This is a genomic window from Ruminococcus sp. YE282 (assembly GCA_900101355.1).
GTDB classification, from domain to species: Bacteria; Bacillota; Clostridia; order Oscillospirales; family Acutalibacteraceae; genus Ruminococcoides; species Ruminococcoides bromii_A.
Genome location: FMUV01000001.1, coordinates 84,014 through 97,087, shown reverse-complemented (window position 1 = coordinate 97,087; position 13,074 = coordinate 84,014). Strand labels below are relative to the sequence as shown.

18 protein-coding genes, 3 tRNA genes and 1 pseudogene are annotated in these 13,074 nt (G+C 41.2%); 7 read left to right on the top strand and 15 right to left on the bottom strand.

Annotated elements, in window-relative coordinates:
* From BLP46_RS00515 to BLP46_RS00500, 4 genes are read left to right on the top strand one after another with little or no spacing between them, the layout of a single operon-like run.
* A complete protein-coding gene (locus tag BLP46_RS00515) occupies positions 1-402 on the top strand; it encodes a hypothetical protein (protein WP_092973987.1) in 402 nt (133 codons plus the stop codon).
* A gap of 57 nt (positions 403-459) precedes the next feature.
* On the top strand, positions 460-1,419 hold the full coding sequence (locus BLP46_RS00510) for a CHAP domain-containing protein (protein ID WP_167669126.1): 960 nt from the start codon (positions 460-462) through the stop codon (positions 1,417-1,419).
* Between the two features lie 13 nt (positions 1,420-1,432).
* Positions 1,433-2,599, top strand: coding sequence for a GH25 family lysozyme (locus tag BLP46_RS00505; protein ID WP_092973981.1), 1,167 nt, complete (start codon positions 1,433-1,435; stop codon positions 2,597-2,599).
* Positions 2,600-2,620: 21 nt separating this feature from the next.
* Positions 2,621-3,109 (top strand): hypothetical protein, encoded by a 489-nt coding sequence (locus BLP46_RS00500; protein WP_092973978.1) that lies wholly within the window; start codon positions 2,621-2,623, stop codon positions 3,107-3,109.
* Here BLP46_RS00500 and BLP46_RS00495 read toward each other — a convergent pair.
* Entirely contained in the window at positions 3,037-4,365 is a 1,329-nt protein-coding gene (locus BLP46_RS00495) for a YifB family Mg chelatase-like AAA ATPase (protein ID WP_092973975.1), read from the bottom strand. The two genes, BLP46_RS00500 and BLP46_RS00495, sit on opposite strands and share 73 nt — an antisense overlap.
* A gap of 246 nt (positions 4,366-4,611) precedes the next feature.
* On the opposite strand from BLP46_RS00495, the gene BLP46_RS00490 reads away from it, so the two are divergent.
* Complete coding sequence (locus BLP46_RS00490) at positions 4,612-5,199, top strand: sigma-70 family RNA polymerase sigma factor (protein WP_092973972.1); 588 nt, start codon at positions 4,612-4,614, stop codon at positions 5,197-5,199.
* 74 nt (positions 5,200-5,273) lie between these two features.
* Entirely contained in the window at positions 5,274-5,555 is a 282-nt protein-coding gene (locus BLP46_RS00485; RefSeq protein WP_092973967.1) for a zinc-ribbon domain containing protein, read from the top strand.
* A 152-nt stretch (positions 5,556-5,707) separates the two neighbouring features.
* On the opposite strand, the gene BLP46_RS00480 is transcribed toward BLP46_RS00485, so the two are convergent.
* Together BLP46_RS00480 and BLP46_RS00475 are read right to left on the bottom strand one after the other, a co-directional pair.
* A tRNA-Ser gene (locus BLP46_RS00480) sits at positions 5,708-5,797 on the bottom strand.
* Positions 5,798-5,822: 25 nt separating this feature from the next.
* Positions 5,823-5,911, bottom strand: a tRNA-Ser gene (locus tag BLP46_RS00475).
* A 147-nt stretch (positions 5,912-6,058) separates the two neighbouring features.
* On the opposite strand from BLP46_RS00475, the gene BLP46_RS00470 reads away from it, so the two are divergent.
* Positions 6,059-6,135, top strand: a tRNA-Arg gene (locus BLP46_RS00470).
* 386 nt (positions 6,136-6,521) lie between these two features.
* Here the strand turns inward: BLP46_RS00470 and BLP46_RS00465 are convergent.
* The 12 genes and pseudogenes from BLP46_RS00465 to BLP46_RS00410 form a co-directional block, all read right to left on the bottom strand.
* A complete protein-coding gene (locus BLP46_RS00465; RefSeq protein WP_092973964.1) occupies positions 6,522-7,151 on the bottom strand; it encodes a CatB-related O-acetyltransferase in 630 nt (209 codons plus the stop codon).
* A 16-nt stretch (positions 7,152-7,167) separates the two neighbouring features.
* Positions 7,168-7,773 (bottom strand): GNAT family N-acetyltransferase, encoded by a 606-nt coding sequence (locus tag BLP46_RS00460; RefSeq protein ID WP_318259392.1) that lies wholly within the window; start codon positions 7,771-7,773, stop codon positions 7,168-7,170.
* 31 nt (positions 7,774-7,804) lie between these two features.
* Positions 7,805-8,395: an ATP-dependent Clp protease proteolytic subunit gene (locus BLP46_RS00455; RefSeq protein ID WP_092974353.1), complete on the bottom strand. Its 591-nt coding sequence runs from the start codon at positions 8,393-8,395 to the stop codon at positions 7,805-7,807.
* Positions 8,396-8,461: 66 nt separating this feature from the next.
* Positions 8,462-9,046 (bottom strand): annotated as a pseudogene (locus tag BLP46_RS00450) (DUF998 domain-containing protein); the annotation flags it as partial.
* Positions 9,047-9,093: 47 nt separating this feature from the next.
* Positions 9,094-9,285, bottom strand: coding sequence for a cysteine-rich KTR domain-containing protein (locus BLP46_RS00445; RefSeq protein WP_092973957.1), 192 nt, complete (start codon positions 9,283-9,285; stop codon positions 9,094-9,096).
* Positions 9,282-9,929: a TetR/AcrR family transcriptional regulator gene (locus BLP46_RS00440; RefSeq protein WP_092973954.1), complete on the bottom strand. Its 648-nt coding sequence runs from the start codon at positions 9,927-9,929 to the stop codon at positions 9,282-9,284. Before BLP46_RS00440 ends, BLP46_RS00445 begins: the two co-directional genes overlap by 4 nt.
* A 323-nt stretch (positions 9,930-10,252) precedes the next feature.
* Positions 10,253-10,402, bottom strand: a complete 150-nt coding sequence (locus BLP46_RS13460; RefSeq protein WP_353961291.1) for a hypothetical protein — start codon at positions 10,400-10,402, stop codon at positions 10,253-10,255.
* A gap of 338 nt (positions 10,403-10,740) precedes the next feature.
* Complete coding sequence (locus tag BLP46_RS00430) at positions 10,741-11,151, bottom strand: hypothetical protein (RefSeq protein ID WP_092973951.1); 411 nt, start codon at positions 11,149-11,151, stop codon at positions 10,741-10,743.
* A 14-nt stretch (positions 11,152-11,165) separates the two neighbouring features.
* Positions 11,166-11,381 carry a PF20097 family protein gene (locus BLP46_RS00425; RefSeq protein ID WP_092973947.1) on the bottom strand — a complete coding sequence of 72 codons (216 nt, stop codon included), beginning with the start codon at positions 11,379-11,381 and terminating at the stop codon, positions 11,166-11,168.
* Between the two features lie 17 nt (positions 11,382-11,398).
* A complete protein-coding gene (locus BLP46_RS00420; protein ID WP_092973943.1) occupies positions 11,399-11,905 on the bottom strand; it encodes a flavodoxin domain-containing protein in 507 nt (168 codons plus the stop codon).
* 49 nt (positions 11,906-11,954) lie between these two features.
* On the bottom strand, positions 11,955-12,149 hold the full coding sequence (locus BLP46_RS00415; RefSeq protein ID WP_092973940.1) for a cysteine-rich KTR domain-containing protein: 195 nt from the start codon (positions 12,147-12,149) through the stop codon (positions 11,955-11,957).
* The gene (locus tag BLP46_RS00410) at positions 12,146-12,775 is read right to left on the bottom strand and encodes a TetR/AcrR family transcriptional regulator (protein ID WP_092973937.1); all 630 of its coding nucleotides are present in this window, start codon (positions 12,773-12,775) and stop codon (positions 12,146-12,148) included. The genes BLP46_RS00415 and BLP46_RS00410 overlap by 4 nt, the downstream gene beginning before the upstream one ends.
* Positions 12,776-13,074: the final 299 nt, after the last annotated feature.

Here is a 13,074-nt window from a genome sequence, read left to right as displayed (position 1 = left end):
ATGTTAAACGGTATTCAGAATTTTTTACAGTTTATCAATGATAACTGGACAGCAATCTTTATTATTATTTCGTTAATTATCGCTATTGTTCAAAAAGCGCGGAGTTATTTCAATAAATCAAATATCGAGAAAATTGAAGTTGCTAAGAAACAGATTTCGCAGGTCGTTCTAAAACTGATTACGGAGGCGGAATTGGATTACACCGAATGGCAAAAGTCTGGCTCTATCAAGAGGTCACAAGTAATTCAAAAGATTTTCGCGGATTATCCCATTCTTGCAAAAGCCGCCGACCAAGAAAAAATCATTGAATTTATTGATGAAGCAATTAATTCTTCCTTAAAAGAACTCCGCAACATTGTGGTGGAAAATACAGAGGGACAAAGTGATAATATCAACCAATAAATTGTCTTGCTAATCCGGCAAGGCTCTTATTTTTTTAATAAAAAGGAGATGGCAATTATGGCAATTACAGCAAATCAATTAATTACAACTGCTAAGAAATTACAAGGCTACAAAGCGACTGCTTATTCTTGTACACCTAACAACTGGTTCTATGGTTATAATGTTGGCGGCGACGTAGCTTGGTGCGCGGCAACTGTTTGCTATTGGTTCAACCAAGCGGGTGCAAGTAATTTAATTCCCGTAAAATCCGCAAACTGCGGCGTTCTCGCAAGAGGTTTCTATGACAAAGGGCAATTAGTCAAGAGCGGATATAAGGCTGGCGACGTAGTGTTTTTCCACTGGTCTAATGACTCAAGTTCAAGCGTTCCCGGTGTTTACACTCTTGACCACGTTGGTATCATCATCAGCGCAAATAGCGACGGTACATACACAACAATCGAGGGTAACACTGGTAGTTCCGCATATGGTGAGTGCTTAGTGCGTACAAGATATTCATATCAGATTTCTTGCTGCGGTCGTCCGAAATATGATTCTTCAAATTCCGGCGGAGGTTCATCAACAAAGCCTTCAACAAATACAAGTAAACCTAATATCTATTTTCAGGTTTGTACCGCCGAGGATGGTTGGCTACCTGTTGCTAAAAATGCAGGAAGTGCAGGAAAAGATGGACACGCAATCACCAAAGTAGCCGTTAAGGTAGATAAAGGTTCTGTTTGGTATCAAGCTCACGTTAAAGGCGGTGGCTGGCTCGGCAAGGTGACTGGCTGGAACTATAAAGAACCCGTCAATGGATATGCAGGAAACGGCAAACCGATTGATGCTCTGAAAGTTTATTATACAACTCCCGACGGTATTAGAAGCACTGGTACTTACTATTGTGCTAAATATAAGACAAGCCCAATCAACGCTTCAACTTACTATGATTGGCAAATCGACACCGACACAGATAACGGACAGGACGGCTATGCAGGAGTATTTGGCGTGGCAATGGATAAATTATGTCTTTGCTTGGTTTAATTGAGGTGAGAATATGAGCATTAAGGGAACTAAAGGTGTAGATATTTCTTATGCACAAGGCGACATTAATATGTCAAAAGTTAAAAACGCTGGATATGGATGGGTTATGATTCGGGTCGGTCAAGGCACAAGAATTACAGATAATCAATTTGCAGCCAACGTAAAAAAGGCGGAGCAACTTGGTATGCCGTGGGGTGTATATCTTTTAACAGAAGCAACAACAACGTCTGAGGTGCAAGCGGAAGTAGCGTTCGCTGATAAACTAATTAAACAACAGATAGCTAAAGGATATAAGCCAACTTTGCCTATCGCCATTGATATTGAAGAAGCTGGATTCAATAGTTGGGAGTACACTCCATCAATCATTACTAACACCGCGAAAGTTTGGGTAGAAGGAATGAAAAAGTTAGGTTACTATCCAATGATATATACTGGCTATTATGACATTCGTGATTATCTTTCAAAGTCTGTCGTAAATAGTTGTGACATTTGGCTCGCAGAATGGGGCAGATACCCCGATTACACTGAGGATAATTTAGGAATGTGGCAATATGGCGGAGAAACAAATCTTATTGAGAGCAATAGTATTGCTGGCGTTGGTGTTATCGACAAAGACAAGGCTTATAAAGATTATCCGACCATCATTAAGAATGGTGGTTATAATGGTTGGTCAAAATCTTCTGGCGGCAATGATACGCCTACGCCTACTCCTATGCCAAGTGTAGATGTGCCTATTATCTATACGCAAGGTGTTACAAACGGCAAATGGCTTGGTGTAATTAAAAATGGTGCGGATTATTCTGGCATTTTTGGAAAAGCTCTCGTTGCTTTTGCGGCTAAAGTTACTAAAGGCACTATCGAATATAGTGTACACGTCAAGGGCAAAGGTTGGCTCGGCAAGGTAACTGGATTCAATTATAAAGATTATAATAATGGTTATGCCGGCGACGGAAATCCCGCACAAAAAGGAAATGCTATTGATGCAGTGAAAATGTATTACAAAACCCCTTCAGATGTTGTAAATAAGTTTGGCTATTATAGAGTAGCATACAGGGTTCATCTGCTTGGCGGCGGCTGGCTCGACTGGCAATACGACACTGAAACCACAAATGGACAAGATGGATATGCAGGAATATTTGGAAAAACTATTGATGGTATTGAAGCAAAATTAGTTAAGTAAAATATGTAAGGAGATAAGCCAATGGAAAGTTACCAAAATACGCAGAATGTATGGGATTTTCTGTCTGGCATACCGATTGGAACGATAGCGGCGTGGGTTATTGTAATCTGCGCCATTATCGGCTTCCTTTGTGCTGTGATAATAAAGCTATACAAAGCGTTTGAGAAGTACAAGGAAGTGAAAGATATGAATGAGAAGTACAAAAACACATTAGAACAACAAGGTGAACAGCTTAATGAAATATCAGGCAAAGTTGATAAATTGTTGGGTTGTCTGGAAGTTCAGAGAAAAATCAATTATAAGCAAGTCAGATTAAGCATAGTTAGAATTTGTAACGAAGCTATAGACAAAGGTGAAATCTCTGCAACACAGCATAAATCTCTAATGGAAATGTATGACGAATATATAGAAGCGTTTGCTGATATGAAGCCAAACGGTTATGTACACCAGCTAATTAATATGGTGAATGATAAAGACCGTGTTGTGATTATCGGCAAAATTGTTGAATAAAAATAAGGGTTATAAGATTTAATAGTCTTATAGCCCTTATCTTTTTGCGTTAGGTAATGGTAATAGTAAAGAATATTATCAAATTTGTATTTCAGTATGTGGTCTAATCTATCCAGCAAGGGACCGGAGATTTTATTCAGATACCTTCTTATCTTCACGTCCGAGCAGCTGCATTTATGGGTTTCATCTCCAAAATACCCACAAGGACAGGGATTCATAGCCGCTACCACCATAATTGAACACGGATAGGTGCAATTTTGTCCCGAACGGGAAATTGTGATTTGTCCGTCCTCTATCGGTTGGCGCAAGACCTCAAGTGCGGCACGCGAAAACTCCGGCAGTTCATCAAGAAACAAAACTCCGTTATGAGCAAGCGACACCTCGCCGGGTCTAATTGTGCCCGAACCTCCTCCGCCAAGACCGACAGGCGTTACAGTATGATGAGGAGAACGAAACGGACGTGTTGTTATCAATCCGTCACGGTGGAGGTTACCTGCAATTGAATGTATCTTGGTTGTTTCAATCATTTCTTCAAAAGTCATATCGGGAAGAATTGACGGCACACGCTTTGCAAGCATACTTTTGCCCGAGCCGGGCGGACCTATAAGCAGGATATTATGCCCACCGGCAGCAGCAATTTCAAGTGCTCTTTTTGCCTCAAATTGCCCCTTAACCTGAGAAAAGTCAGGAAAAAATTCATTTGAATTCACTTCAACTGCGGTTTCTGCCGACACAGGAGAATAGTTTTCGGGATGATTGAGCATATCTTTCAGCTGAACAACATCCTTAACAGGATAAGCGTCTATCCCATGAACGACAGAGGCTTCGCTGATATTTTGAAAAGACACATAAATGCGCTTAATTCCACATTCACAAGCCTTTATTACCATAGCGAGAACTCCGTTGATTCCACGTAATTCTCCGCTTAATGACAGCTCGCCTATAAAAGCACAATCAGAAAGATCAGCGGTAATTTGCCCTGTTAGTTTCAGCAAATTCACCATAATCGGAAGATCATATATCGGGCCTTCCTTTTTTATATCAGCCGGAGCAAGATTAAAAGTAATGTGGGCGGACGGAAGCTTAAAACCGCAATTTTTGAATGCGCTTTTTACTCTGTCACGGCTTTCCTTTACTGCGGCGTCAGGCAATCCTACCATGTCAAATGCAGGAAGTCCAAGTTGTATTGAGGATTCAACCTCAACTTTATATCCGTCAATACCGTTTATTCCAAAACTGTTACATTTTACAACCATATTTTCCTCCAAAAACATAGTTTAAAATTTGAATATTACATTTTAAAATCGAATATAAAAAAATTATACCATTATTTCACATTGTTTACAATTGACACAAACGCCGAAAATCCCCCTTAATCTTATAAGATATGCATAAATAATCTGGAATATTTTTTGCATTTTTACAGAAAATACAAAAAATATTGACAATCAAGTCATAATACTATATTATCATATATAGATGTTTGGTTGTGAGGTGAGTGTATGGGAGTATCAAATTCTCCTTACTCCTCACTTACGGACAACGAGCTTGCAATTCTTTCCAAAAACGGAGACGACAGAGCTTTTGACGAGCTTTCAATACGTTATCTCGGTACTATTCGTTTTATTGCCCGAAAATACTCAGCCCGGGGTTATGAACAAAACGATTTTGTGCAGGAAGGCTTGCTTGGGCTTCTTTATGCGTGCCGAACGTTTGATGAGGCAGGCGGAGCAAGCTTTAAAAGCTATATGGCAACGGTTGTTGAACGCAGATTTGTTTCTATAATCAGAAGAAGCAACACCCAAAAGGCTGTGCCTGATTCTGCGCTTGTTCAAATTGAAAATCTTGGCGAAAGCATTGAAGACACTTCATTAACGCCTGAAGAACTCATCACAATGAAGGAACACCTTAACCTTGTTATCAAGAGGCTTAAAGCTGTTTTGTCAAAACGTGAATATGACGTACTTATGCTTTATGCGGGCGGAATGAGCTATCACAAAATTTCCGACAAGCTTAAAATTGACGAAAAGTCCGTTGACAATGCGCTTTGCAGAGCACGCAGGAAGATATGCAGCGATAATATGTCCTGAAAAGTATAAGCGGTGCAACTCCGCACGGGGCAACAAATCTATTTTTATTTTATACCAAAGAGAGGTAAAAACCAATGTACGAAGACAAGACACTCATTTGCAAAGAATGCGGAAAAGAATTCGTTTTTACTGCAGGAGAGCAAGAATTTTACGCTGAAAAAGGTTTTGTAAATGAGCCGCAGCGTTGCAAAGAATGCAGACAGGCACGCAAGAACGCTGCAAAAGCAGGTCGTGAGTATTACGAAACAACCTGTGCTGAATGCGGCGGTCCTGCAAAGATTCCTTTTAAGCCTATGGAAGGCAAGGAATATTACTGCAGTGAATGCTTTGCAAAGAGAAAAGCAGAGGCTGAATAATATTTAGTATTATAATTTATTAAGTCATTAAACTATAATAAATTTGCTCTGTACACGGTGAGGCTCTTCCTCACCGTGTTTTTACTTTTACACTTTTACTGAATTTTTCAAAAAAGAAGTCCACCCTAATTCGATGAATTAGGGTGGACTTCTGGCGGAGGACAAGGGATTTGAACCCTCGCGCCGCGTTAGCGACCTACTCCCTTAGCAGGGGAGCCTCTTCACCACTTGAGTAATCCTCCGTGCGGCAAAGTGTATAAAATAAAATGGCGGAGAGGAAGGGATTCGAACCCTTGGTCCCTCGCGGGATCACTAGTTTTCAAGACTAGCTCCTTAAACCACTCGGACACCTCTCCGTATTTGCACTGTCTGTCTCAGCAAGGAATATTATATCACAAGTGATTTGCTTTGTCAATACAAAAATTCATTTTTTTAAAACTTTCTTGACAAAGACGGTTATTTAATATAAAATAAAGTCATTGTAACAGTTTAATTGCAGTTATGTTTCCGTAGCTCAGCAGGATAGAGCATCCGCCTCCTAAGCGGAAGGCCAGCGGTTCGAATCCGCTCGGGAACGCCAGGAAACGCCGAAAGTCCTTGAAAACAAAGACTTTCGGCGTTTCTTTTTTGCTTTTATAATATGTTTATTGACTTTAGTCTAAATACTGATTACCGCATAGTGTTATGAATAACCAAAATCGGTGCGTAACATTAATGGTACAAATCACATAAAACACATTTTATGGGGAGCAGAATTTCAATTGCAAGAAACGCAAAAGTAATAACCGCCGAATATGATGTAATGTTATGGCAAAAAACAATGTACCAACTATACTCTTCACAGAATATTTTTTTAATCAGCCACCATTTAGAGATTTGAAAACGTTACCATCAGATTCGATACATACATTCAAAGCTTGCAAGTCACTTCTTAGGTTGTAGTTTTTGGGACAATTACGGTTGGTCTCATACAGCCATATCTAAAGCTTCAATATTTCCCGACTGAATAGCGTAGATATTACGCTTAATATTTTTGTAGTCCCAATTCCACCATTGCAGGGCTTCGAGCTTCTCAATCGTCGCATCATCAAAACGCTTGCGGATAGCTCTTGCCGGAACACCACCGACAATGGTGTATGTAGGCACATCCTTTGTAACTACCGCACAGGTGCCGATAATTGCACCGTCTCCTATTTTTACCCCCGACATAATTACTGTTTCGTAACCAATCCAAACGTCATTACCGATAATGGTATCACCCTTATTATCCCACGCATCGCAAATGTTTTTCACATAAAGCCCCCACTCATCAAAGAAAATGGGAAAAGTGTAGGTGGCAAGAGATCTCATAGAATGATTTCCGCTTGTAAAAAGAAACTTTGCGCCACACGCAACAGAGCAAAATTTTCCGATTATCAGTATGTCGCCGTTGATCGGGTAGTGGTAAAATATATTATTCTTTGCAAAATTGCAGGTACCGTGTGCAAAATCATTGTAAATTTTGTATTCTCCGACTTTAATATTCGTGCCTGTGATAACATTCTTTAAGTATACCGTCTGCTTATCATGCGGACTGGGATAGATTTGGTTCTCTATTTTGATTTTCTCCCGTTCAAAACAGCTGTCCGGGAAGCTTCAATTTTTCCTTTTTTGGGAAAGTCGCTTCATATTTTTCAAATGCATCTGGATATTTTTCACAGACAAAGTAACCTTCGGGATCCTTATAAGTGCCTGAAATACCGCCCAAGAAATCGGGCATCAGCTCCTTAATAAGAAAGTAGTCCGCCTCCGGATCATCGGCATAGCGAATACCTTTTGTTTTGGCGGGAACGAACCCGGACTTACCGTAAAATAATATATTGCCGGTAATGGCGAGTGCGCCCACTCCCATTTCTTTGGCTTTCTCCATGGAATAATCAAGCAAGTGCTTTCCATAGCCCTGACGCTTATACTTTTGGGCAATACCAATAGGGCCAAAAGTCATAATCGGTACCTTTCTCCCATCATCACAATCAATTTCCGAGCGCACATAGATAACCTGCCCAATCAGTTCACCATCAAGTTCCATAACAAAGTCCGGTTCAGAAACAAAAGCCGGATCTTTCCGATAGCAATGCAACACATAGTGCTCCATACATCCGGGGCGGTATACATTCCAAAACGCCTCACGCGTCAGGTTTTCAACATTTCTATAATCGTCTTCCGTTTCAAGACGAATCGTTACGTGGTTATCTGTTATTGTTTATCTCCTATCTCTTTTCAATAATTTTATCAATCAACCCATAAGCAAGCGCCTCGCGGGCTGACATATAATTATCACGTTCTGTATCAGCGGCAATCTCCGTGATTGATCGTCCTGTGTTTTCGGAGAGAATACGAGTAAGTCGCCGCTTGGTTTTCAGCATTTGCTCAGTCACAATCTGAATATCCGTAACAGGACCGCGTACAACGTTTCCTCCTATCAACGGCTGATGAATCATAATTTCGGCATTGGGAAGTTCAATTCGTTTGCCCTTTGCTCCGCCTGCCAACAGAAATGCTCCGAAACTTGCAGCTAACCCAATGCAAATGGTAGATACATCGCACTTGATGTACTGCATAGTGTCATAAATTGCAAATCCCGCTGAGACCGATCCACCCGGACTGTTGATATAAAGCTGAATGTCTCTGTCCGAATCCTGTGCTTCCAGAAACAACATCTGTGCGATAATTGAACCAGCGGAGGTGTTTGTCACTTCCTCACCAAGGAAGATAATGCGGTCTGATAACAGCCGTGAAAAAATATCAAAGTTTCTTTCTCCATGACCGGTCTGTTCAACAACATATGGAATAATACTCATATTAATTAACTCCTTATTTTCTTTATTTTCTTTTGGATTTATACAAAACAAGTGAATACCCAGTGCTGCATTAAATCCCGTAGCGGCAAATACGCTAAATCGCTCAATAAAGCCAAAGTAATCGGTAGGCACAATTTTCATACCCATTGCGCCGACAAGCATCATAAAAAGAGCAATTACTGCGCAAATTCCGTATGAACGACAGGACTTACTCTTAACTCCCGCAATGATAATCAACACGAGCGATACAATGGAAAGTAACACCACGGCAACAGTGGTAACCATATGCATAATATCCTGAAATGTACCGGCGTAACCGCTGCTTGAAAGAGGAAACATTCTGTAACCGACAGCCGAAATCCACTCCATCACAGCAAACAGATAAATTCCCGAACGGAGCAGCTTGGTTTTCTGCCCTTGTATGCCGATACAAACAACGGTTGCACATACAACCTCACATACATTATAAAATGCGCTGAGCCGATTCCACAGTGCCAATGATGGGGCGTTGGCTGCGCTCAGATCGCTGACAGCCTGCATCATCCAGTTGTAGCCCGGATAAGCAAGCGGTGCAAAAATCACCGCCGCCGTGTACGAAAGGAAGCTGACAACACCCAACAGCCCCAGCTTTTGTACCAAAGTTTTTTTCATGATTTTCCTCCTAAAAAAAGCGCAGTGCACGACCGCATAAACTGCGGTCAGCACTGTGTCTTTGCGTCTGGCTGATCTATAATTTCTATTTGAAAATTCTGTGCATTGATAATACTCTCTTTTCTGCACTTCGGGCAGAACAAGGGAAAGTGAAGCAATACCGTCCTTTGCAGTAATCGCAACCGTGTTTTTGCGCCGCATATAGGACAAAGCACCCATTTCTCATCAAATGTGCTCATTGATTGCCACCGCTTTTCGGGACGCCGCTATGAACCATGCGAAAAAAAATCCGCACATGCTGCCTAAGCTTTTCCAAACATTCGCTTTCTCTTTCCGGTTGACGGTCACACACGCCGATGAGCGTCAGTACAGGTGCAACATACATCATCGCAAGAGCTTGAGGGTCCTCCGCACAAATCTCGTTGGCTGCAATTAATGCTCGAAAAATGTCTGCGTGGTAGTCAAGCACACGATTTACATAACGCCATGTGTACAACTTTGCCAGTTTTGGAGAACGGAACTGTTCAATAGTCATCATACGGCGAAATTGACGGATAGTTTCGTTATGGAGAGAATACTCGAAAATTTGACGAACTTTTTCAAAAAGAGTATCTTCGGTTATCTCTGCAAAAACAGGAATATCCTGTTTAGCGTTTTGTACATGAATATCAATTCTATCGGTATCTGCTTCATACTGTGCCGCAGTAGATTCCACAATAGCATCAAAAATTGCCTGTTTGCTCGGAAAATGATTGTAAAGTGAAGGTGCTTTGATACCTACCGCCTTGGCAATCTCACTTACGCTGACAGAATCGTACCCCTGTGAGGAAAACAGTTCCAGCGCCTTATTGAGAATTTTCTGCTTTGTATCTTCCTGCTTCATTTCCGTCACCTTGCTAACTAACGTTCGTTAGTTATATTATAATCATTATTTTCAGAATGTCAAGATAATACGCTGCAATGTTCTTTCAGCTCGCAGTCTCTATGAACCTATTTTCCTGAAAACGCACCTGTATTTCAGTATAGATATAGTGCTTTTATTGCCACCAATATTAACTCTTTGAGAATAGCACCACTTCAAAATTTTATTGATACAATTAGTACTTTTGCAACGAAAAGAAGACCTGAATCAACCACGTAACTTGCTTTACCATATACGTTTTTTCCGATTATAGGATGACCTCTCATGTATTTATTCTTTTGATTTCAAAACAGCGGAATATCGCCGTCAAAGTACTTTGCCTTTTCTAAAAGCGGACCCTTTGAGCCCATAGTAAAGGCAATGTTGCTGCTGCGTATAGAGAGTAACCGCATTCCAGGCTCAAGATGTAGAAATGTCATCATTTTTTCCGACAATCTGATTTCACCTGCTTATGTGACGATCGTCCAGCAATACGCTCGTCCTTTGTAAGAGATAAATGTACCTGCAGGGGACTCATGTCGCAAAAGTTTTGGAATTTCGGTTAGAATATGTCCCAGCTTTGAAGGCAGAAGCAGCCCCCTCTGTGTCACGCAAAAACCGCCCGTACTCTTACTCCCGGTAAACAAGTATACCTTTCCTTCCGAAGTGATACTGTACTCCTCCACAGCCCAGGGCGGAAACTATACAAGTCCATCAGGTCGTATTATTGACGCTCCGAAAATAAATTTTCCGCCTCTGCTCATTTGCGGCATATATTCACACCCTCACTGTTTTAGAAAATAACTCTTGAAATCTCCATCGTCACAATTTTCAGTACCGCGCCTCCTGACATCACATAGAACCAAACTTCGCGTGAGTGCTGAGTTTTGGCGATAGGCGTAGCGATGGCAGCAACGATTATCAGCACTGCTCCGACGCAACCTACGATGGTAGGAACACTGATAAGTGAAAAAATTCCCGGCGCACAACTTCCGTCAATAGCGTTCTGTATTGTCTTGTCTAACCCATCACGTGCCGCAGCAAAACAACAAATCACGAGTCCGAAAATCAGCAGAATGACACTTCTGCGCCCCCAATACTGAATATTCGCACGATTAAAAACCGAATAACCTATAAAACCCAACAGGAAAAAAATCATAAGTGTGGTAACCGTTGTCACGGCATTTCCAAAATATAGTCTCATTTTAATATCCCCAATCAATACTGAATGATGATTGTTTTGCACATATCACAGCAGCAAGCTTCTACGCTTGTTCTGCCCCCTACCTTCGGCTCTGTAAGCTTTACAAACCCTTCTGCGTTTTTGGCGTTTTCAAAAGGGCTCGGCACCTCATTTGCAAAGCTTAAGGCTCCGTCTTTACTGCAAAAAAGATACCCATTTCTCATTTCTTTTCCACATTTAGGACACATCATAATAAACTCCTCCATTCTTATTTCTGTGCGTTATACCAAGTCAGCACAGCCTTTAAATTTTCTGATTTTATCCGTTCGCCGTCGTGGAGCATCATATTAAGCATATCGTCCTCCTCAGGCGTGCGATCTTTCTTGGCAGCAAGACTCTTGCCTGCCGTTTTTACCATAATCTCCATCATAAGGCGGTAAATTCCATGCAGCTTTTTCACATCAAAGTTGCCCTGTATGGTGAATAGCGGGATATTTGCGGGAACAGATGTCTTTTTTCTCACGCTGTCAGTCTGTGCACCGTTCTGTCCCATTCCGACACCGCAGACGGCACATACTTTGTATCGCTTGGTTGCGGTGGCATACCCCTTAACAGAGCCTGCCATGATCCAACCCAAATAGATAATCTCTGCTCCGTAAAATACTTTTTTCTTTGCCTCGGCAAGAGAGTATACAGGAAGCCCTGTTTCATAAGCCAGCAGCCTTGCATAGTGCTTTGTGCTGCCGCTATTGCTGGTGTAAATAATTGCGTTCATAAAATCCTCTTTTCAAAAAACAAAACTCAGCGCATGATCGGCTTTGCGATCAGCACTGCGTCTTAGCGTCCGGCTGTCTGGTTTCAACAATAAAATTTTTGGCGTTGATAATGCTCTCGTGTTTACATTTGGGACAAAACAGCGGAAATGATTTCAGCTCTGTTTCAGGTAAGAGCTGCAAGCGCGTTTTTGCTCCGCATATCGGGCATAAAACCCATTGTTTTTCTTCTAAACTATCTTTCATAATGTTGTTCCTGACTTTCTGTACCCGGATTCAATCTTGGCAATAAAACGGTCAATATGGGCGTTAAGCAGCAAGGCAACGGCTTCCTTTTTCTCTGCTCCGTCATAAATACTGTAAAGCAGGAACATCGGTCCGTAAAATTCCAAAGCAAGCTGCATTGCCGACTCATCGGAATCAGTCAGCTTTCGGAAAATCGCTGCCATATACTCGGTAGGGCCGGTAGCAAGATAATCATGATAAAGCTGTGCAAGCTTTGGATCTCGGTATTGCTCAAGCGTCAACATTTTTCGAAAGTTTGCAGAAAAACGTTCTTTCGTCCAATGGTCAAATTGTGCCATACTGTATGCTCTAATTTTTCCGATTGGCGTGTGCATATAGGCTTCTGCAAAGCCGTCCGGTTCCGTTTCAGGCATTTCATATTTTTCAGCACGTTCATAGTCCATCTTGTTCATCCGCTCCACAATGCTATCCAATATTTTCTGCTTGCTTGTATAGTGCTTATACAAAGCACCCTTTGTGATTCCAAGCTGCTTTGCAATATCGCTCATGGAAGTTCCCAAGTAACCACTCTGTGCAAACAGCTCAAGTGCGATTTCTAAAATTCGTTCCTTTGTATTTCCTGCCATATATTCACTCCTTAATTGTATGTAACCGTTCGGTTACTCATCATTATAGTAACCGATTGGTTACTTGTCAAGACTTTTTTTAAATTTCTGTGATAACGGGATACGTGACTTTATATTTCAGGTATTCGTTGTCAAACATCGCCGTAAGATATTTTTATTTCTGAAAATCTGCAAATGGAGCATTACAATCGCAAAAATGAGAAATAGCAGTGGACGAATTTGACCAATACTACATAAAAAAGACAAAAAGCAGAGTAAACAATATAACTAATAAAAAGGTTAAAGTTTAACCGTATCAA